The organism is Flavitalea sp., assembly GCF_035489435.1.
Taxonomy (GTDB): Bacteria; Bacteroidota; Bacteroidia; order Chitinophagales; family Chitinophagaceae; genus DATHKG01.
Genome location: NZ_DATHKG010000097.1, coordinates 13,964 through 36,363, shown reverse-complemented (window position 1 = coordinate 36,363; position 22,400 = coordinate 13,964). Strand labels below are relative to the sequence as shown.

Here is a 22,400-nt window from a genome sequence, read left to right as displayed (position 1 = left end):
CCAATCTTAGCTACCGAAATTTCGGTTGTGCATCATTGCATTTGCATTCTTTTCATCTAATTCGCAAGCAATCCGTAATTCGCAAGCAATCTGGTACCTGTGCTTTAAAAATATTTCCAATAGGGCCCAGGAAAAAATAACGATTGGTATTGCATCGATTGCTCGTTATAGCCTGGCAATGATTCAGCGCAGTAGTGATTCAGCGTTTGAGGCGGCAGTTTTGTGTGTGGCTGCGTTTGCGGATGACAGCATTATCTCCGCCAATCGAAAGTTAGTTCGGTTTGTATATTAGATCAGGAAGGGAATTGCAAAACGAATACCAGCTCATTTGTCATCTATGACTAATTAAGTGATTGGCTTATACACAAGATTTAATGCTGATTGAATGGTGGGACAACGAAGCCTGCTATATAGGACTCATAAGAATTGTTATGACTGGTATGATATTCCCCCAAGTGGATGAGCTAGTTGGGAGCGGGATTGTGCCTTTGAGCGGCCTTCGTACCGTGGTCGGAGTTACTGAAGCCGATCAGGGGAGAACAAGCACCAGCACTTGAAGAAACCCTAACAAAGCTGATCAGGGCAAAAAAAGCCGATCGGAGACAAGAACCACTCATGGCATGAGCAAAGGTATTAACCACGGGACACAGCCGCAAAAAGGCACAATCCCGCTCCCAACGGTGCGAAGAAGCGACCAAAAACTGTTGCATAATCATGCTATTAAACTTGTGTGCTGCTATTAAACTTTTGGTACCTGTCGCAGGCTCTTATACCACCGGTACAACCAGTATCACAGATACATGTTTATTATCCGACTGTATATCCAGAACAGCATTCAGGGACTCTGCCCTCCTCGATATATCCATTGTTTTTTCATGATCGAACAACAATTCCGGTGCGCCATAAGCGCCATTACTCTGGATCTTGAGGAACAGTGCCGATTTATCGTAATCTATATTGATAAGTATCTGGTTCGCCAGGGAGCTGTTGGCAATCGAACGAAGAGCACGTCTGAATATTACATAAAATTCATAACGCGCCTTCATGTCAAGATTGATGCTACGCACATAGTCATCTACAACCATCTCTATATTCGCCGAGTGACGGTTACGCATAGCCGAAACAAATTCATTCATCCTCAATAAAGTCATCTCCATGTTATCATTTGCCGGATCGATACTCCAGAACATATCATCCATCACAATAATCATCTTACGGCTCTTTTCATTGATCTGATCAATATATTCTTTTGACCGCGTGATGTCTTTATCGGCTTTTATCTTAGCCATTTCGCTTAGCATACTGATATTGTTCAGCGTTGTATCCAGCTCCTTATGGAGATTGCCGGCGATCTGCGTTCTTACCTGTTGAAGCGCCATAAACTTTTTGATGCGCTCACGTTCAATCCAGAATAATATGCAAGCCACAGCAAGTAGTAGTAGGGCATAAAACCACCAGGTTCGCCAGAATGGCGACCTTATCTGGATCTTTATTGAAGTGATGTTTTTACTGGTAATGCCATCCGCGTTTTCTGCCATCACATTAAATGTATAGTTCCCCGGTGGCAGATAGCTATATATAGCCTGCGCCTGCTCATCGGCTTCCTGCATTTCTTTTTCAAGATTTTCAAGCTGGTAATGGTAATGCAGCTTTTGTTCTTTTAAATAATTAAGAGCACTGAATTCTATCACGATGGAGTTTTTATCATATGGCAGATAAACTTTCTCCAGTGTTCTTAATGAATCTACAGGTATCGATTCGTTCCCGATACGGAAGTCGGTAATAGCGGCATCGGGAGGCACCTTTGACTGTACCATTTTCAAAGGATCAAAAACAAGAAAATTCTGGTTGTTGGTAAACACAAGTCTTCCATCTGAAAGCGTATGTGCATCACCGGGATTAAAAGCGTCATAGTTTATGCCATCCCTGCGGTCATAGGTGGTGAATGTACCGATATCAATATTGAAACGACAGATTCCATTAAAAGACCCCAGCCAGAATATTCCGTTCCGGTCGCGGGCTATGCAGTTTATGTTATTCCCGGGCAAACCATCTTCCGTTGAAATGTGCACGGTTTTGCGGGTGTTGATATTGATCATGTCAAGTGCGCCTGATGCTACAATCAATATACTATCATTACGTTGGGCCAAATCAGTGACCACATCGCTCCAAAGCGTTTGGTTGGGCTTGCCTTCTTTTCTGAATATGTCAAGAACCCTGTTAGCTGTTGGGTGAATCTTCAACAAGCCGTGCCCTAATGTTGCTGCCCAGATCATTCCGTCCTTTGCCAGGAACAGTTTATGAACCAGTCCTGTCTCTGCAATCACTGTATATCCTTTTTGAATGTCGTCGCCGGCAATCTTCCGGTCCCATTTGATAACAAGTCCCCCCTGTGTTCCAAACCAGAGGTTGCCGTTAAGGTCCTCGATAATCACCCGGATAGTCCGGCGCCTGAATAAAGGAAGTGTTACCGTTTTATGTTTATCCGCGATACGATCATAAACAATAATGGAACCTTCCTGCAGTCCCATCCAGATCAGCTTTGTTTTTGAATGCTGCACTATCGTCCAGATCGAATATCTGTCTTTGATTGAATCAAGATCGGCCGGAACATTGATGGGATTGAAGTTCTTGTCATAGATATAAAGTCCGGCGCCCCAGCAGCCCACATATACAGTTCCATTATCGATCTGGCAGGCAGTTTGGGTAGAACCGTAAATCATTCCTTTGCCGTTGGGTCTAACGAGGTCGTAGGAGTTAAACATCTGCGCATCGGGGTTGAAATAAAAGATACCGTTGTTGGTACTTACCCAGATATTGTGTTGCCTGTCTTCATACATGTGGGTAATCTTCTCAAACCTGATACTGCGTTCATCCTTGAAATCGTTTTTAACCAGGTTAAGTGGTTTTCCACCCGAGCCATATTCCATCATAAACGGTAGTCCATAAATCCAGAGCTTTCCATTTTCCTGGCGCAAAGTGCCGAGTATCTCATAATAACCGGTGCCCAGGACTTCTTCAGATAATACATGTTCCCTGCTTTCATTTGTTTTCGCATCATGGTAAAACAGTGTAGGCACAGCTACCCTGGGTCCCCAGCTTACAACAAGAAACCTGTTGAACTGATCTGCATAAACGCTGGAGATACTTGTAAGGTGCCCATACTTTGTTATCATGGGATTATTGTCAACATTATTACCGCGATAACTAAGGTGACGGGTAACCGGATCAAATACCGCTATACCCGAATCAGTTGCAAGCCATAATCGTTTTGTGACAGCATCCTCGGTTATATTTATCAAACGCCATTTGTTTGGGATCGGAACATAGGAAGCTGTGTATTCCAGTACATTTTTCTTAACATTATATTGAAGCAGGCCGATACTTGTGATAGCCAGCAACAAATCACCACCGGATGTTTCGAGAATCATTTTAGGGTAATAGATAGTGAGTGGTGTTTTCAGGTCCAGTTTCACCTCCTTGTATGTGAAGTTGCTGGTGTTAAAAATGCCGACTTTGTTATCGGCCGTTCCAACCCACAGGTTTTGCTTTTTATCTACATAAACAAAAGCAATATTATCATCGGGAAGGCTTTGCGGATTTCCGGGATCTGACCGGTAGGTGGAAAATTTATTGCCATCATAACGCTGAAGGCCATTGGCAGTGGCGAGCCAGATGAATCCATTTTGATCCTGGATAATATTATTAACATAGTTGGAAGCGAGGCCACGTGTACTGTTGAAATGTGTGAATACAAACTGTCTTGCCTGGGTAGCGGCCAGTCGCTTACTGTCAGCAGCTACCGGGGCAACCTGCGCCACGGAGCGGAAAGCTGCCAGAAGTAACATCAACACAGTTAGTACTCTGATCAAAGTCTGGATTTAGGTCTCACAAATTTATGAAGAGAAACGTAAAGAGAATTATGAATTATGAGTTATGAGTTATGAAAGATTTCATAACTTATATACCTCACAACTCAACTCACCACTTACCACTCACTACTATAACGAAGTGGCTGCTTCATCAAACAAGTAACTCAACGGGCATTGTTCCAGGATAATCCGAACCGATTTTCCTTCCGTGGTCTTCCATTTGACAAGCCTGATATTATCACCTTCGATTTCTATTCCGGTAATATCACCATCGCTGAAACAACAACAACCTGTATTGAAGTAGGTCGGTTTCACCATAGTTTTTACAAATTTCTTATCGCCATATTCTTTTCGTCTCCATTCAAGTTCCTTTTCCAGCTTAGCTGTCAGCTCCGGATGATTCAACTCACGTGAGCGGTTTATTTGTTTGAGTAAACGCTCAATATGATCAAGCGAAGCGAAAACGGGTTTGTGGGTATGACCGGAAATAAAAATGGTGTTTTTTTGAGTAGCCGACCATTCATACATGATTATATTATGAGTATCGATCAGTTCAAAAGAATCAGAAGTAGTATTTACGCTGATATCAAGAAAACGCTGGATGGGTGTCCAGATTGCTGCTACAATCCACATGCTTACTTTATTTCCGTCACTTTGTTTATCACCCTGGTGGCCATGACTGAGCAGGATAGAATATTCTTCATTATTATAAATTGTTTTAAGTATGATGCCTTCAGGAATTTTTAACTTCTTACCAAAAATGCCTTTGAGATAAAGGTCACGTTGAAAAGAATACTTCCACTCGAGATCATGATTGCCGAAGGTTCTCAGATACCTGTCTTCCAGGAGAAACCTTGCTTCCTCCAGCAGACTTTTCCGGCTTTTTTCCACTACTTTATCCGGCGTGTTTTCCCAGAGCTCTTCGCAGTCTCCGATATTAGCCAGCGTGAAGCCGTTTGTAAAATAATATTCGAGAGCGGCATGATAATTCCCTTCGGCATTGCGGAAATCATCCGCCGCGTCTTTGGCTCCCTTGTGCTGGTCAGAAAAGATTATGTACTTACCCTTTTGAAGGTCGAAGGTTTGAATAAAGCCTGAATCTTCCTTTCCCTTATGAATATTTTCTACCAATGCATTCAGCGATGCAAAAACATCTGCTTTCACAGGTCGGGACGCAAATCTGTTCACCAGCCAGGTGATTGGTTTTCGGAGTAATCGTTGAAAGAATCTGCGCATGTTGGACTGCCTGTCTGTTTTTTCCAGTTTGTAATTTACGGGTTTGGATTTTAAACCTTAGTCACTTAACTGTTCTTTGGGGAGTTCCGGGCAAATAATTTTTGTCGCCAGGAAAAAGTTGATGATTGTTTTGGTACTGATACCAAGTTTATAGTGTTTTTTACTTAGCAAGTTTTTCAAGTAACACCTATGGATTTTTAATTATCAAGTTCAGACAGAAACACCTATTGATTGTTAAGCAAAAACCCCATTTCTTTGACCTTTTAAAATCCCAATACCAAATCCTTTATGAGAATCCCTTTACTTTTCCTGTTCAGTGCACTTCTATGCACAGTTCACTCCTTTTCCCAAATCAGTTTTACGGGAAATTCATCTTCCGCGACTACTCCTGTAAACGCTCCCGCAATTATCGTAGACAATTCTCTTTTAATTACGAGTGGAGTTTCATTCGATGGCGCTAAAGTTAGCGTATCAACTAACTTTAATTCCGGTGATTTGCTTTCATATACCGGTTCTTTGCCTTCGGGTGTTTCGGCAGCTTACAATGGCTCCACAGGCGTACTGAGCTTTACAGGAACAGCAACCGCAGCTCAATACCAGGATTTGTTACGTACAGTCACATTTGCAACTTCATCTGCAGTCGCTACGCAACGTACAGTTCTTTTCAATTTAGGGGTTGATTTTGCGTACGCAGCTAATGGACATTTGTATGAATTTGTGGCTGGTACTTTTACCTGGACGGATGCGAAAACTGATGCTGCGACCCGTACTAAGTTCGGAATGCAGGGATATCTGACTACAATCACCAGTGCAGGTGAAAATGGTTTCATTACATTAAAGTTGGCTTCCAATGGTTGGATCGGTGCAAGCGACGATGATAACTATATAAATGGTGGGGTTACCTACGCGGACCAGGCAGCCGCAGAAGGTAAATGGTATTGGGCAACAGGACCTGAGGCGGGGACGCAGTTTTCGAACAACAATGGAACACCTACCCAGCTTACATACATGAACTGGAATTCTGGTGAACCAAACAATGCAGGAACGATCGAACATTATGGACAGATTTTCGCTTCAGTTTCAACCGGCGAATGGAATGACCTTCCAAATACAAGCCTGCTGGGTTATGTAGTAGAATATGGTGGAATAGGTACCGATCCGGTTGTGGATATTGTTCATACCCGCAATATTAAATTAATGGCTACATCTCTGCAGGCAACCGTACCGGATAATACTTATGAATTGCATGCTCCTCCTGCTGTAGTTGATAATGCATTTATTCTTTATAGTTCAGGAAACATCACAAACGCAAAAGTGAATATTTCCAATGGTTTCAATTCAGGAGATGTATTAGGTTATACAGTTGGTAGTTTGCCTCCAGCCGTTACAGGAAGTTATAATGCCAGTACAGGAGTGCTTTCATTTACCGGAACAGCAACTCCCGGCGCATGGTTATCACTGTTTCGCACGGTTTCTTTTTACTCTTCTTCAAATACAATTGATAGCAGAACAATTTCTTTTTCGGTTGGAAATCTTATCTCTGGAAGTAACGGGCATTTTTATGAAACAGTTTCATCAACCGCAAACTGGAGTAATGCAAAAACCGGCGCCTCAGGAAGAACATATCTTGGTTTGCAAGGTTATCTTGCCACTATTACTTCACAGGACGAAAATGATTTTATCCAGGAAAAGCTTAGTGCTGATGCATGGATCGGACTTTCGGACCAATGGGATTTCATCAACCCGGTAGCAGGAACTTCCTATGCAGCTCCAAATACATCAGAAGGCAAATGGTATTGGATCACAGGGCCTGAAGCTGGTCACCAAATAACAACTGCAAACGCTCCAAACAGTACATCCCTGCCCCCGGTATTCGGTAGCGCGTATAACAACTGGAATAGCGGTGAGCCGAACAATAGTTCCAGCGCCGAACATTTTGCCCAGATTTACTCTACCGGTGCTAGTCCCGGTAAATGGAATGACCTCACTGGTTCAACTACATTGCCTTATGTAGTTGAATATGGTGGTTTGCCAACAGACCCACTGCTTCAGCTTTCAGCGACCAGAACGATGTTTATTGCTGCTATACTGCCTGTAAGGGAGTTGCAGTTCCAGGTTGTAAAAAACCAGCAGAAAGCGGATATCAAATGGTCAACTACTTCAGAAACAAATACGTTTCGGTTCGATGTATTACACAGCGTAGACGGTATAAACTTTACAAAACTTGCAGAGATACCGGCCGCGCGGAACAGCAACAGTTTAAGAACTTATTCTTTCAGACATGAAGTTCCTTCCCATGGTGCTAACTTTTACAAGTTAAAACTTATTGATATCGATGAGAAATTTAGCTACAGCGATGTAAGACAATTAAATTTTTCAGGATCGGATTTTACTATTTCCCCGAATCCTGTCATTACAAACTTTATTGTCTCAAATCCCTTTGATAAGAATTCGATATTGACTTTAAAAAATACAAATGGTGCGGTAGTATTCAAACAAACCATTAACTCATCCCAGGCATCAGTTAATATCAGTTACCTACCTGCAGGTGTTTATTTTGCTGTATTAGTCAGTGAACAACAAAGGTCAAAAGTGATAAAACTGATTAAAAAATAGGTAGGAGAGTTATGAGTTGTGAGTTATGAGTGATGAGTTCAAAATCATTCTTCAATTTTTGTTCCATTTACCAGTCTGTGTAGTCCTGCACTCCTGATCGCAACCGATAGCCATGGCAGAAAAGTGACTGATAGTCATGGCAGGAAAATTGTAGCATCAGAGATATTCAGACAGCAAATAGTTCCTGCTTCCAACCACGAAGATGCAGGGTACAATTGAATTGTTTGATACCCTTAAATATGTCTAAGCATTTTATTGTTTCAATATTTCTCCTGGCGGCTTTCGCGACTGCTCAAAGCCAGGAAAAAGAAATGAATCCCGACCGACCGGATCAAACCGAAGAGGTGCACCTGGTACCGAAAAGAAAGTTTATGCTGGAAACCGGCGTTTCAACAAATCGATTTGACTCAGGAAGAAATGCAAATATTGTAAAGGCAATGCTCCGGTATGGGCTTACTAAAGGAGTGGAGCTGGGTTTTCTTATGGAACAGGGCAGAGATCGAAACCGGTATATTGAGGAAACGGTTCAAAGTACTTATCCACTCGCCCTTCGACTCAAGCTTGCACTACTTGAAAAACATCAATGGCTGCCTGATATTACCCTGGTAACTTATTGGCAGGTTCCGGTTTCAAAAAATGATCAGGGCGAACATGCGCAAAATTCAATCAGCATGTTGCTTGCTTTTCTCGATGAGTTTTCAGACAAATGGAAACTGGAATATAATGCAGGGTTCCAGCAGGAAGCTTTCAGCAAAGACATTGCCTGGCAAGTTTACACTTCAATTCATTATAAGTTCGCTGAAAAAGTAGAAAGCTTTGTTGGCAGTTATTCCCAGTTTCAAAAGCACAAACAGCCTTTCCACAATGTCGACGCAGGCCTGGGATTTAAATTGAAAGAAAATTTACAGTTAGATGTTGCTGTCGGCACAAGTGTAGATTATCCGGAACGCAACAGATTCCTCACAGTTGGTTTTTCGGTTCTGCTTTGACCGGTTAATTTTTTCTTTATATAATGGTGGCACAGTATTTATCATTATCTGTGTACCAAAAACATCATCCTATTAAAAGATCTATACCAAAGCGAATCCGCGATTATTTAGTTTGATACTTTTCTGTCAGTGAATGATATTGTAAATGCTAAAATTCCGTGCTGATGATTTTAGATTTTCAGCATGCAATATTTCCACTTTTCGAGTCATACGTTGCCTGGATAGAGGAGCTGCTCTTCTTTTCTACTCCATCACATTCATTTTCGAGGTGATGATATGCGGACATAACTATACTCATTACCTGTTCGGAATAATCAGTATCATTTGCAACAAATCCTTCCATTGTTAAGGAACCGAAACGCCAGGTGGAGTTGACAAGTTTCATATACCCTGAATTAAAGGTTTGGGCAGGTGTATCCCAGTTGATTTTTATCAGATTTAAATTTGGAAAACTCTCAAACTGTCCTATAATAAAAATTTGATCAGGGAAGATGTTGACATATCCTCTGAAACTACCAAGAAGCTTTTTCATAAAATTGAATATTTACTGTTTAAAATATTAATTCTACTAAACCGCTATCAAGTATTATTATTAAAGGGATCTTGAAGTTTGTATTCTCTGTTTATTTTGACTGCATTCCAATTTCATGCCTATGAAATTTCCACATAATTCAAACACACTCGCTCGCTGCGGTTGGATTTTTTCACACAAAAAATGACCCGTCATATCCCCTTGGTTGCTGCACGCTCAGCATGCGACTTAAACTGGCGATAACTTCAATCGTATAGTGTTACCTGTTCCAAAATTTGATTCATCGAAATTCCCGGAAATTATGCCCGGCTTTTTTATTCTGGGGCTACAATACCCAGTTTTCAAAAATCCATTTTTCTCCCCAGGCGAAGATTACATGCGCAAAAAGAATGCAGCTCAGATACAATTTCAGTGGAACAACGGGGGGATGGGAATGAATCCGGAAATACAATCTCCATACGGCAATTCCCGCGAGACCGGTTACAAATCCCAAGGTTGTTGTGGTGACCCAATCCATGTTTATGACCTGATGCAGCCACAACCATATATACACGAATGAAAAAGATAATCCGACAGCATAATGGGCAAATATTCCGGCACCCAGGCTGCCGGCGCTTCGCGAACATCCGCCTTCTGTTGTGGTGGATGCGGTGAGCATGGTTCCAAGTATCCGGATCACATTTATTTGTTCACCCGTGATAATATGAAACAGCAACACAAAAATTGTCATTAAAGTTGTCGCGGCAATACCAGCAATAATGGCAATACCCGCAGTTAAGATCTCGTTATGCAAGACATAGCAATTTTCAAATGATCGCCTAAAACTTAAATCTATGCTTAACCCTATCTTTAAAACTTGTCCGCTATCGTATCTTTTTCCCTATGCCTTGCTTTTCCGACTTCCAGCAGAGTTTGGGTAGATGTTTCCAGCTGCAGGTTATTCTCGTGTGATTTTGCATTAATGAAAACCACAATACAGGATGCACCAACTGATATAATATCTCTGGCCCTGGACTCGTTTTCTATTTCCGGAAATTGATCTTCACAGGTATCAAAAACCTTTACCCATGTTGACCCGAATTTTGCGGCTGGTAAAACAAAATCAATTGTGTCGTTGCCCGCATTAAATATCATATAAAAACTATCGTCTGTCATCTTTGCTCCATAATCATCCACACATCTCAGGCCAAGGCCATTAATAAAAATTCCAAGTGACTTTGCATAGTCTTCCTGCCAGTTAGGTTCAGCCATCTCAACACCATTAGGCATAAACCATACAATATCTTCGATGCCGATTCCCCGGATTGGCTTCCCCTGGAACCAGCGGCGACGCGAAAAAGCAGGGTGCGCTTTCCAGAATTTGATTAATTGTTCAACATATTTTTTCAGGCTATTATCCATTTTTTCCCAGTCGACCCACGAAGTCTCATTATCCTGGCAATAGGCATTGTTATTGCCATTCTGAGTTCGGCCGAATTCATCCCCGGCCAGGATCATGGGAACTCCCTGTGACAAAAATAAGGTTGTAAAAAAGTTTCTTTTCTGCCTCGCGCGAAACGCATTAATCTGCATATCTGTTGTTGGACCTTCTGCTCCGTAATTGCAGGAACGGTTATGATTATCCCCGTCGTTATTATCTTCCTGGTTAGCTAAGTTATGTTTGTGTTCATAACTCACAAGATCATGCAAAGTATAGCCATCATGAGAAGTGATAAAGTTGATACTGGCAGTGGGACGGCGGTAGTCATTTTCATACAAATCGGGACTACCGGTAAACCTCAGTGCAAATTCACCCAGCATGCTGTTTGCCCCCCGCCAGAAATCCCGCACACAATCGCGGTACATCCCGTTCCATTCGGCCCATCCCGGCGGGAACTTTCCCACCTGGTATCCGCCTTCACCAACATCCCAGGGTTCAGCTATCAGTTTAACCTGTGAAATCACGGGATCCTGGTGAATGATATCAAAGAAGGCACTGAGCCGGTCTACCGCATGTAGTTCCCTGGCAAGTGCCGATGCAAGATCGAACCTGAAGCCATCCACATGCATTTCTTCAACCCAGTATCTCAGGCTATCCATAATTAATCTCAACACGTTTGGCATCCGGGCATTGAAAGTGTTGCCGGTACCGGTATAATCCATATAATGAATTTTGTTGTCACAAAGCCGGTAATAAGATTCATTGTCTATGCCTTTAAAGGAAAGGGTAGGGCCATTTTCATTACCTTCTGCAGTGTGATTATAAACTACATCCAGTATAACTTCAAGCCCGGCTTTATGAAAGGCTTTCACCATCTCCTTAAACTCATCCACCTGGGCTCCGCCATCTTTATTTGAAGCATACCTGATATCGGGTGCAAAAAAACCAATCGTATTATAGCCCCAATAATTTACAAGTCCCTTTTCTGCCAGGTGACGATCGCTTACAAAATGATGAACAGGCATCAACTCAACAGCTGTAATCCCTAAGGACTTAAAATATTTTATAGTTGTGGGATGTGCCAGTCCTTTGTAGGTACCCCTTATTTCTTCGGGTAACTCCTTTTGCAGTTTTGTAAATCCTTTTACATGCAGTTCATAAATAATAGTCTCATGATAGGGAATGTTGGGCCTCCGGTCATTCTCCCAGTCGAATGAAGTGTCTACAACAATGGATCTTGGTATATATGGGGCACTGTCAATCGAATTAAAAGCCATGATTTTATCGGGATGATTCAGGTCATAGCCAAACAACGCATCATGCCACTGAATAGTTCCCGAGATCGCTTTTGCATATGGATCTATCAGGAGTTTATTTACATTGAACAATTTCCCATCTGCCGGATCATATTTCCCGTGGACCCGGTATCCATATAACTGGCCAGGCTGTACACTCGGCACATAACAATGCCAGATATGATGGGTTCTTTCTTTAATCCTGATTTTTACAGTTTCATATTCATCCTCTTCAGATTGAAATAAACAAAGCTCTACCCCTTCTGCATTTTCTGAATACACTGAAAAATTTACACCATCCCCATCCCAGGTTGCACCAAGGGGATAAGGTTTTCCCACGCGGACCGCTAATCTCGTCATACTTTGTTATAAAGGTTAATTAATCCCACTTATCTCAAAAGTTATACCTGTTATTGCCTATAAATCGCACGGAGCCCAAGACATACTAATTGTACGCCTCTTATTCTCTTTATCAGCCGTTGAAGTTTCAACGCTGCTCATTTTTAGGGGTGAATGAATAGGTCTTTCCTATTTCAAACTCAGTAAAAACACGGATGATTTATAGATTGGGTAAACCCGGATATCCATGTCAATTCAGCCGGGATCAACTAAATAGGTCATTTTATTCCCAATTAGCAGTGTAGAATCCGTTTTTACACCATTTTTTCTACAATACCCACTTCCCCTTAAATCACCTTGAAATGTGGCAGATGTTTCACAAAACGTGGTTTTGGGTGTCTAAAGGGTCATTTCCGACGGGGAAGAGGGTTGGCATTGAATTGCTTTGTTATAATGTCATTAAAATTAAGTCACCAGTTAAAATAATTTATTTATCTGCATGGATATAGTTTGCTTCTGCCATCTGAGATGGGATTTTGTTTACCAGCGCCCACAACATTTATTGTCAAGATTCGCGAAACGGTGCAGGGTGTTTGTTGTTGAAGAACCAGTTTTTACTGACCAGCCATCATATCTTAATGTCAGTAACCGGGATGAACATCTATTTATTATTACTCCTCATTTAAGCAATAGGGCGCCTGGAATTGATCACCTGCAGGCGCAACGCGAACTATTGAGTCCTTACTTTCGTAACCTTGGTTTAAAAGAGTTTATACTCTGGTATTATACCCCCATGGCAATGCCCCTTTCCACCGCTTTACCATCACCGGCCCTGGTGGTTTATGATTGTATGGACGAGTTATCTGCTTTCAAATTTGCCCCGCATGATATCAAAGAAAGGGAAGCAAAGTTGCTTGAGGTCGCTGATCTGGTATTTACCGGGGGATATAGCATATATGAAGCCAAAAAGCATTTGCATAAAAATATACATGCTTTTCCGAGCAGTATAGATAAGGAACATTTTGCGAAGGCCCGCAATATACAAGTGCTCCCGAAAGAGTATGACAATATCCCTAAACCAAGGATGGGATTTTATGGAGTACTGGATGAACGTTTTGATATTGACCTGTTAAGGGATATGGCTGCGATGCGACCTGATTGTCATTTTATAATGATAGGTCCTGTTGTTAAAATAGAACCTGAAATTCTGCCCCGCGCTGAAAACATACATTATCTCGGTAGCAAATCCTACCAGGAGTTGCCTTACCACCTTGCCGCATGGGATCTCGCCTTAATACCGTTTGCTATTAACGAATCAACGCAATTTATAAGTCCGACAAAAACGCCGGAATATCTCGCGGGCGGAAGACCGGTTATTTCAACACCGATCAGGGACGTTGTTACCCCCTATGGTGACGAAAATCTTGTTTATATAGGTAATACAGGAGCTGAATTTGTAAAAGGAATCGAATGGGGACTCGCCATTCGCGACGACCCTGGCTGGCTTAGAAAAGTAGATGAATTCCTGGCTGATATCTCATGGAATATAACTTGGGAAAAAATGATAGCACTGATAAAAGAGACAAAAGAGCAAAAACCTGATAACTTAAAAAAGAGATCCAATGAGCATGTTTGATTATTTAATAGTAGGGGCGGGCTTCGCAGGTGCGGTGCTTGCAGAAAGACTGGCATCACAATCAGGAAAAAAAGTATTGATTGTTGACAAAAGAAATCATATCGGTGGCAATACCTATGATTATTACAATAGCGATGGCATACTTATACATAAGTATGGCCCACATATTTTTCATACGAACTCAAAGGAGGTGTTTGATTACCTTGGTCAATTCACTCCCTGGAGACCATACGAACATCGTGTGCTTGCAAGCGTCGATGGAATGCTTGTTCCAATCCCAATCAACCTTAATACAATAAACAAATTATATGGACTGAACTTATGCTGTGATGAGGTGGAAAAATTCCTTGCATCAAAAGCAGAACCCAAAATACGTGTCCAGACTTCCGAAGATGTAGTGGTGAGCAAGGTTGGACGGGAACTTTATGAAAAGTTCTTCAAGAAATATACAAAAAAGCAATGGGATCTTGATCCATCTGAACTGGATGCATCTGTAGCTGCCAGGATCCCTACGCGCAGCAACCGGGATGACAGGTACTTTACTGATACCTATCAGGGAATGCCATTATATGGATATACAAAATTGTTTGAAAAATTGTTATCACATCCCAATATCAAGGTGATGCTGAATACAGATTACAAGGAGATTCAAAACATGATTCCTTACCGGGAGATGATATATACCGGGCCAATAGACTATTACTTCGACTATTGCTATGGTAAACTTCCATATCGTTCGATCGAATTCAAATTTGAAACTGTTGAATCAGAAGTTTTCCAATCGACCGGCACAATAAATTATCCCAATGAACATTCTTATACACGCATAACCGAATTCAAATATCTCACTGGTCAACGTCACCCGAAAACTACCGTGGTATATGAGTTTCCTAAAGAAAGCGGTGATCCATATTATCCTGTACCCAGACCTGAAAACGCAGATTTATATAAAAAATACCAGCAACTGGCAGCGGGCATGAAGCGTGTGCATTTCACAGGCAGACTTGCAACCTATAAGTACTATAATATGGACCAGGTTGTTGCACAGTCATTGAAACTTTTTAAGACAATCCATACTCCTACCGAAATAGATTTACATGCAAATGGAAATGGAACAAAAGTCCTCATCGTGCCGTCCTGAAATCTGGGGTGGAATCGAATGCACGATTAATCGTGTAGGCGATAACTATCGGGATCAACTGGAAAACTCAGGACACTATGAACGGCCTGCTGATATAGACATGTTCGGTAGTCTTGGTCTACGGAAGCTCAGGTATCCTATACTCTGGGAGAAACACCAGCCAACAGAAGAAACGGCAATCGACTGGACCTGGACCGAAAGCCAGTTGAATAGCATCCGCGAAAATGGTATGGATCCCATCGCAGGCCTGGTGCATCATGGCAGCGGGCCGCGATTCACGGATCTTACTGATCACAAGTTTCCGGAGAAACTTGCCGCATATGCCACGAAAGTAGCTGAGCAGTTTCCCTGGATAACTTACTATACGCCCGTGAATGAACCATTAACAACGGCAAGATTCAGCGGCTTGTATGGATTCTGGTTTCCGCATGGACTTAACGATGCGATTTTTCACCGGATACTGATAAACGAGCTGAAAGGAACAGTGCTGGCAATGAGAGCAGTCCGCAAAATCAATCCAAACGCACAGTTGATTCAAACGGAAGATCTCACTTTTATTCACAGTACCGCGAAACTGTCTTACCAGGCGAGATATGAAAACAAAAGACGCTGGCTCACCAATGATCTGTTATGCGGCATGGTTGATCGCCAACATTTTTTCTGGAAGTATTTTGTTAGCCGCGGTGTCCCGGAAACTGACCTGGAATTTTTTCTTGAGAACAAATGCCCGCCGGATATAATCGGGTATAACTATTATGTAACCTCTGAAAGATATCTCGACGAAAACCGGTCACTCTATTCGCCCGCTACCTATGGCGGAAACCGTAGGCACCGGTACGCAGATACGGAGGCTGTGCGTAAAGGTCAAAGCAAAGGACTAAAAGTTTTATTGCAGGAAGCCTGGGATAGATATAAACTTCCTCTTGCTGTAACCGAATGTCACCTGAGCTGTACCCGTGAAGAACAGTTAAGATGGTTCCGTGAAAACTATCTCAATTGTTGTGAGCTCAAAAAATCTGGCGTGGATATCCGTGCGATTACTGCCTGGTCATTATTGGGAGCCTATGACTGGAACAGCCTTTTAACCAGGCAAGACAACCGGTATGAATCCGGAATTTTTGATTTAAGTGATAGGAAGCCAAGGGCCACAGCACTGGCGAAAATGGTTAAGTCTTTTGCCGGCGGTGGAAATTATGAAACACCGCTCATGGCATTGCCCGGGTGGTGGCACCAGCAAGGTAATAAGCCAATATACCCGTCTTTGTCAACAATCTCCCGTACTGTTGAGCCATTGCTTATTATCGGTAAAACCGGTACCCTGGGAAAAGCGCTCGAACGAGTCTGCCAGTTACGTTCAATTCATTATGTTTCTCTTGGGAGGCCTGATATAAATATCCTGGATGAAGAAAGTATAAGGGCAGCATTTGAAAAATATAAGCCATGGGCTTTGATTAATGCTACCGGCTTTGTGCGCGTTGATGAAGCAGAAGATAATCCTGCTGAATGCTATAATATAAACACATTGGCACCTGGACTTCTGGCCAAAATTTCTAAGTTATATGGACTGCAGATGGTCAGTTTCTCCAGTGATCTTGTTTTTAATGGAGACAAGGCAGCACCATATCGGGAGGATGACACCGTTTTGCCTCTTAATGTTTATGGTCAGAGTAAAGCCAGGGGAGAGGAATTGATCCTTGCTGAAAACGAAAAATCTTTGGTTATCAGAACAAGTGCATTCTTTGGTCCATGGGATAAATACAATTTTGTTTATTCTGTCCTGGAAGCATTGAAAACCGGTGAGCAGATCGATATTGTTGATGATGTAATTGTTTCCCCTACCTATATTCCTGACCTTTGCAATGCTGCCATGGATCTCCTGATAGATGAAGAAAAAGGTATCTGGCATATTTCAAATACAGGAACTACAACCTGGGCGGCTTTTGGCGACATTATTGCTGCGAAGGCCGGTTACAATGGTGGGAAATTAATATCTAAACCACTGGCTGAAATGAGTTGGAAAGCAAAGCGGCCTCTTTATAGTGTATTGGAAAGTGGAAAGGGAATAAAGTTGCCAGCCCTTGACCACGCGCTCAGCCGGTATTTTGACAACTTATCAGTACAATAAATCGAAAAAATGGCAGGCAACAAATTCATGTTCTCGACTGGAATCGAAAATAGTTATCCGACGATCCTACTCCCAAATGGCCAAACAAAAAGAGTAGACGAAATGGAGAAATGTGGACATTATAAACATTGGAAAACAGATTTTCAGTTAGTCAAAGAGCAGGGGATAGAATTTTTAAGGTACGGGCCACAATATTTCAGTACTCACCTTGGATCCGGTCAATACGATTGGTCATTTATAGATGAAGCGCTCAATGAATTGAAGCAACTTCATATTACTCCCATCATCGATCTGTGTCATTTTGGAGTACCTGACTGGTTGGGTAATTTTCAGAATCCGGATTTTCCGCATTATTTCGCTGAATATGCAAAAGCCTTCGCGCGGCGGTTCCCGGATATTCAACTTTATACTCCAATCAATGAAATTTTTATAACGGCAATGTTCTCGGCTCAATACGGTTGGTGGAACGAAAGACTACAGTCAGACCGGGCTTTTGTAACTGCATTAAAACATCTTTGCAAAGGAAATGTGATGGCAATGCAAGCCATATTGAAGGTTCAGCCAGAGGCAACTTTTATCCAGAGTGAATCTTCCGAGTATTTTCATGCGATGGATCCGCTGGCCGTTCCGAAGGCCAGGTTCCTTAATCAAAAAAGATTTTTATCGCTTGACCTTACTTATGGATATCCATTGAACGTCACTATGTATGAATACCTGCTGTCGAATGGCATGTCGCGTTACGATTATGACTGGTTCATCCAAAATCAGGTAAAGGCGAAATGTATTATGGGCAACGATTATTATGTTACCAATGAACATCTTGTATTTCCTGATGGTCACACACAGGCTGCCGGGGAAATCTTTGGATACTATGTGATCACCAGCCAATACTACCGACGTTACAAGCTACCCATCATGCATACTGAAACGAATATCAGGATGCCTGCATGTAAAGAATGGCTGTTGAAACAATGGGCAAATGTTCATCGCCTTAAAAATGACGGAATACCGATTATTGGGTTTACTTGGTATAGCCTTACTCACCAGGTTGACTGGGATTCTGCACTGAGAGATGATGCAGGTAATGTGAATGAACTGGGTCTTTATGATCTTGACCGGAAAATTATGCCTGTTGGAGAAGCTTACAAAACGCTTATTTTCCAATGGAAGGATATACTAAATGAAGAAAGTTTTGGATTGACGTTTGATAGTTGGTGAGTTCGTTCCTTCGGCAAGATACTGCTCTGGATGGTACTTTTGGCCTGGTTCGATTTCTCAGAATCAACGTACAAATAACTTTCCTGATTTAATAATATCTGCAGTAAATAGAGAAAAAAGTTGTAGACCGCTAATCTGTGCCTTGCCCTCGTTTTCAGGTGAGCCACGCTCAGCAGCAGCCTTTTCACAAAACGGATAAATTTCATTTGAAACGCTTGCAGTTTTGGCAACGAATTTTTTCACGGATGTTTTGGTTTGTTCCATTTTAACGCTTTTATACAGTTGTTCAATTATTGTGCCTTGTAAAACAGGAGAAATATGTAAAGTTGGGTGTCAAACCCATTGCCAGGGCGGGATTGGGAAGATTCTAAATATACGATGTTCCCCGCTTTTAAAAAAATATCTTATTCAAAATCTTTGTTTTGCAGGTCAGTGCGCAAACATCGTATCTGCTCATTATTGAAGCCTGGTTAAATTAAAGGGCATCTGTGTTGTGAAATGATGCTAAGCTTCCACGATTTGTTCATAGTATTAAGTTGCGTAATGAAATTGCCATACTAATGGTTAATGATTGAATGCGATTTAAAAGATCTTTTCTAAATCTGGCAATCAGTAATTCCTGTGATCAATAGTTCTTCTGTTATACAGCGACATTCTATTAAAGCATCTCATCTTATGCATATAGAAAGATCGTCCTATGGCACATACTTTGCAAATACACCGGTATAACTTCATTTTTAAAAATTCAATCTTACATTATGGCTAATACAAAAACCGCTGGTTCAAATACCAGTAAATCGTCTCCTGCAAAGGGTGCGACAAAATCAACGAACGGTTCAAAAACGAGCTCAACAAATGGTTCAAAAGCCGGTACATCCCAATCCGGTTCCTCAAAAACTGCAGCAGCTTCCAATGCAGGGCAGGGACAAGGAAATACTCAGCTTGAGAAATACTTTCATGATGCGTTGAAAGATATTTACTGGGCTGAAAAACATCTGACCAAGGCACTTCCCAAAATGCAAAAGGCGGCAACAACAGACCAACTGAAGTCTGCAATTAAGGATCATATTGCACAAACCCAGGAACATATTACCCGGGTTGAACAGGTGTTCGAAATGATTGGCAAAAAAGCCCAGGCCAAAAAATGTGAAGCTATGGAAGGTCTTGTGAAAGAAGGTGAATCTATTGTCGAAGACACCGAAGATGGAAGCATGACCCGTGATGTGGGTATCATTATGGCAGCACAAAAGGTTGAACATTACGAAATAGCAACCTATGGGGGTCTTGTATCACTTGCTAAAACAATGGGTCTTGAAGAGGCTGCAAGTCTTCTCGGCCAAACACTGGAAGAAGAAAAGCAAACCGATGCCGGTCTTTCTGAAATCGCAGAAAACAATATAAACTGGGAAGCTGAACAGGAAGACGAAGAAGATTCAGAAGATAGTGACAGCAGTGAAGAAAAGTAGTCAGGCAATTAAGAAGAGTAGTCAGGCAATTAAGAAGAGTAGTCAGGCAATGTAGAAGAGTAGTCATTTAATATGACTATAGTGCATTTAGTTCATCTTGTGCATTGTAACAGGTATGATTCTACGGGCATGATTCTGAAATGTCCATGTATTTACAGATGCACTCTATCAGGCGCAGTTACCAGAAAGGAATTTAACAAGGAAGGCAAAACAAATACTGCGCAATCCCAACTGAGTAGCTTTCAGCATCTGGGCTGTAAACCAGGACCGGTGAGAAGCTGGAAGCGATCAACATATAAGTAGTTTTTGAAAAAAGGGTTACCTCCGGGTAGCCCTTTTTCAGACCTGCTTTGGAGAGCAAAGTGGCACAGGCTGCACTAAGCGCGTGCCAATAGGGAAAATACAATCCACATGCGTAACTTTGCAATAAGATTACAAACCTTTAGCCATCGAATTGTTTTTGTGATATATTGTAGTAATTTTTGTTTGAGAGTCAACGTGTTGCTTTATGAGATCCGTCATTACAGGTACAGGTAGTTTTATACCCACTGATATTATAGATAACAGGGAATTCACCCTGCATGACTTTTACGACGACCGCCATCAGCGGATTGTTGGAGCAGCAGGAGAAATTGTAAGAAAATTTGAAAAAGTCACAGGTATTTATTCCCGGAGATACGCAAATGACGGTCTGAATGCTTCGGATATGGCTACCAGTGCCTCCCGGTCCGCCCTGGCTGATGCTGGTATTGATCCCGAAACACTTGATTACATTATTGTGGCTCACAATTTTGGTGATGTAAACAAAGAGGGTATACAATCGGAAGCTGTTCCTTCACTGGCCTCACGTGTAAAACAATCGCTTCAGATAAAAAATCCTGACTGCGTTGCTTATGATCTCCTTTTCGGTTGCCCGGGATGGATACAGGGTGTTATCCAGGCAGATTGTTTTATTAAAGCCGGGCTCGCAAAAAGGTGCCTGGTCATTGGTACAGAAACATTAAGCCGGGTTATTGATGTTTACGACCGGGACAGCATGATCTTCAGTGACGGAGCGGGAGCAATAATTCTTGAGGCTAATGCGGAACCAGGAAACGAGGCTGGTATCCTCGGTTCGGTTGCTCAATCGCATTGTCTTGAAGAAGCAGATTTTATCCAAATGGGCAAATCGAATTATCCTGATTCAGATCCACATATCCGGTATATGAAAATGGCTGGGAGAAAAGTATATGAATTTGCATTGAAAACAGTGCCTTTAGCCATGAAGCAATGTCTTGAAAAATGCCAGGTCGACATCTGTGAACTTAAGAAGATTTTTATTCACCAGGCAAATGAAAAAATGGACAACGCCATCGTCAAAGAATTCTATATGCTCTTTGCCGACACCGATGTTCCATTGTTTATCATGCCCATGAATATTCGCGAACTTGGAAACAGCTCAGTTGCTACTGTACCCACCTTGCTGGATATGGTACGGAAAGGAGTAATACCAGATCATTCCCTGGCCGCCGGAGATATCATTCTGTTTGCTTCAGTGGGAGCGGGCATGAATATCAATGCTGTTTGTTATCGTTTATAAAATCTCAGCGATGCAGCTAACGAGTTTATTACAAACTGTTCCATCTTTATCAAGCAGGGGATTAAAAATGGTTACACTTATACCACGGCATCTCCCGGTAGAAAGTGCTGCTTTGATGATGGTTTGGACCTCATCTATTTTCAATCCACCAGGCAAGCGATAATCAACAGCCGGGTTGATTTCATCATCAAGAACATCTGTGTCAAAATGTACCCAGCAATGATCAGTCAATGATCCATTTATTTTTTCGCTTACAATTGTTGCAATATTAAAGGCGCCCTGTTTTGTTACCTCAGTTGCAGGGATGCAATTGATTTTCGTTTTGCGGATATCAGGCGACTGATAAGCGGATGCTTCATCCTCATCACGCTGACCAATATGAATGATGTTTTCATCATCCACATATGGCCTGGATTGATTGATATCTGCCACATATGGCCTGGATTGATTGATATCTGTGAGCACCGCCGGCCCTCTGCCTGAAACGATGGCGAGGTCCATATCCGCCACTTCACCAGTAACCGATGTTTCGGGTGAATAAAAATCGGCATGGGCATCTATAAAAACGAGTCCTGTTTTTCCCGACCCTTTTAAAGCAGACATTATCCCAATGAGGATGCTGCAATCTCCACCAAGAACAATTGCGAACTGATTTTCATTGAGTACTGTTTTAACTGCCTCATTTAAGGACAGTGAAAAGCGTTGAATTGCCCTTGTATTCAGGCAGCCTGTATCCGCATCTATTTCTGAACTATACAGATAGTTCAGGTCAGGTATATAAATGATTTCGGGGACCGCGTTGATCATTCCCGCAAATCCAGCTTTTAGAAAACAGTCTGCAAGATGCTGGGTACCCGTAGGCTTCAGGCCGAGGATGGAAGCAGCTTGAACTATTCTTATCTTCTTTTTCAAATCAAGTAGAGTGGTGAGTTGTGA

Annotated in this window: 16 protein-coding genes; 9 read left to right on the top strand and 7 right to left on the bottom strand. The window is 42.0% G+C overall.

Going from position 1 to position 22,400, the window contains the following annotated elements:
- Positions 1-353: 353 nt before the first annotated feature.
- Positions 354-557 (top strand): hypothetical protein, encoded by a 204-nt coding sequence (locus VK664_RS16220; RefSeq protein ID WP_461399733.1) that lies wholly within the window; start codon positions 354-356, stop codon positions 555-557.
- Between the two features lie 210 nt (positions 558-767).
- Here the strand turns inward: VK664_RS16220 and VK664_RS16215 are convergent, their stop codons facing one another.
- Positions 768-3,872, bottom strand: coding sequence for a ligand-binding sensor domain-containing protein (locus VK664_RS16215; protein ID WP_461399732.1), 3,105 nt, complete (start codon positions 3,870-3,872; stop codon positions 768-770).
- A gap of 129 nt (positions 3,873-4,001) precedes the next feature.
- Complete coding sequence (locus VK664_RS16210) at positions 4,002-5,060, bottom strand: metallophosphoesterase family protein (RefSeq protein WP_461399731.1); 1,059 nt, start codon at positions 5,058-5,060, stop codon at positions 4,002-4,004.
- A gap of 336 nt (positions 5,061-5,396) precedes the next feature.
- Here VK664_RS16210 and VK664_RS16205 point away from each other — a divergent pair, with 336 nt between their 5' ends.
- Both VK664_RS16205 and VK664_RS16200 read left to right on the top strand, forming a co-directional pair.
- Positions 5,397-7,724 (top strand): lectin-like protein, encoded by a 2,328-nt coding sequence (locus VK664_RS16205; protein WP_461399730.1) that lies wholly within the window; start codon positions 5,397-5,399, stop codon positions 7,722-7,724.
- Positions 7,725-7,963: 239 nt separating this feature from the next.
- Entirely contained in the window at positions 7,964-8,713 is a 750-nt protein-coding gene (locus VK664_RS16200; protein ID WP_461399729.1) for a transporter, read from the top strand.
- 178 nt (positions 8,714-8,891) lie between these two features.
- On the opposite strand, the gene VK664_RS16195 is transcribed toward VK664_RS16200, so the two are convergent.
- From VK664_RS16195 to glgX, 3 genes are all read right to left on the bottom strand, one after another.
- The gene (locus tag VK664_RS16195) at positions 8,892-9,245 is read right to left on the bottom strand and encodes a hypothetical protein (RefSeq protein WP_461399728.1); all 354 of its coding nucleotides are present in this window, start codon (positions 9,243-9,245) and stop codon (positions 8,892-8,894) included.
- 325 nt (positions 9,246-9,570) lie between these two features.
- Positions 9,571-10,038, bottom strand: coding sequence for a hypothetical protein (locus tag VK664_RS16190; protein ID WP_461399727.1), 468 nt, complete (start codon positions 10,036-10,038; stop codon positions 9,571-9,573).
- 56 nt (positions 10,039-10,094) lie between these two features.
- Positions 10,095-12,320: a glycogen debranching protein GlgX gene (glgX, locus tag VK664_RS16185; RefSeq protein ID WP_461399726.1), complete on the bottom strand. Its 2,226-nt coding sequence runs from the start codon at positions 12,318-12,320 to the stop codon at positions 10,095-10,097.
- A gap of 478 nt (positions 12,321-12,798) precedes the next feature.
- Here glgX and VK664_RS16180 point away from each other — a divergent pair, with 478 nt between their 5' ends.
- From VK664_RS16180 to VK664_RS16165, 4 genes are read left to right on the top strand one after another with little or no spacing between them, the layout of a single operon-like run.
- Complete coding sequence (locus VK664_RS16180) at positions 12,799-13,935, top strand: glycosyltransferase family protein (RefSeq protein WP_461399725.1); 1,137 nt, start codon at positions 12,799-12,801, stop codon at positions 13,933-13,935.
- Entirely contained in the window at positions 13,928-15,076 is a 1,149-nt protein-coding gene (glf, locus tag VK664_RS16175; protein ID WP_461399724.1) for a UDP-galactopyranose mutase, read from the top strand. The genes VK664_RS16180 and glf overlap by 8 nt, the downstream gene beginning before the upstream one ends.
- The gene (locus tag VK664_RS16170; RefSeq protein WP_461399723.1) at positions 15,033-17,201 is read left to right on the top strand and encodes a family 1 glycosylhydrolase; all 2,169 of its coding nucleotides are present in this window, start codon (positions 15,033-15,035) and stop codon (positions 17,199-17,201) included. Before glf ends, VK664_RS16170 begins: the two co-directional genes overlap by 44 nt.
- 9 nt (positions 17,202-17,210) lie before the next feature.
- Positions 17,211-18,419 (top strand): family 1 glycosylhydrolase, encoded by a 1,209-nt coding sequence (locus VK664_RS16165; RefSeq protein ID WP_461399722.1) that lies wholly within the window; start codon positions 17,211-17,213, stop codon positions 18,417-18,419.
- A gap of 63 nt (positions 18,420-18,482) precedes the next feature.
- On the opposite strand, the gene VK664_RS16160 is transcribed toward VK664_RS16165, so the two are convergent.
- Positions 18,483-18,683 (bottom strand): hypothetical protein, encoded by a 201-nt coding sequence (locus VK664_RS16160; RefSeq protein ID WP_461399721.1) that lies wholly within the window; start codon positions 18,681-18,683, stop codon positions 18,483-18,485.
- A gap of 494 nt (positions 18,684-19,177) precedes the next feature.
- Between VK664_RS16160 and VK664_RS16155 the strand changes: the two genes are divergently transcribed.
- Both VK664_RS16155 and VK664_RS16150 read left to right on the top strand, forming a co-directional pair.
- Positions 19,178-19,885: a YciE/YciF ferroxidase family protein gene (locus VK664_RS16155; protein ID WP_461399720.1), complete on the top strand. Its 708-nt coding sequence runs from the start codon at positions 19,178-19,180 to the stop codon at positions 19,883-19,885.
- Positions 19,886-20,393: 508 nt separating this feature from the next.
- Positions 20,394-21,464 (top strand): 3-oxoacyl-ACP synthase III family protein, encoded by a 1,071-nt coding sequence (locus VK664_RS16150; protein ID WP_461399719.1) that lies wholly within the window; start codon positions 20,394-20,396, stop codon positions 21,462-21,464.
- Here the strand turns inward: VK664_RS16150 and VK664_RS16145 are convergent.
- Positions 21,459-22,376, bottom strand: a complete 918-nt coding sequence (locus VK664_RS16145; protein ID WP_461399718.1) for an arginase family protein — start codon at positions 22,374-22,376, stop codon at positions 21,459-21,461. The genes VK664_RS16150 and VK664_RS16145 overlap by 6 nt on opposite strands.
- Between the last annotated feature and the right edge of the window lie 24 nt (positions 22,377-22,400).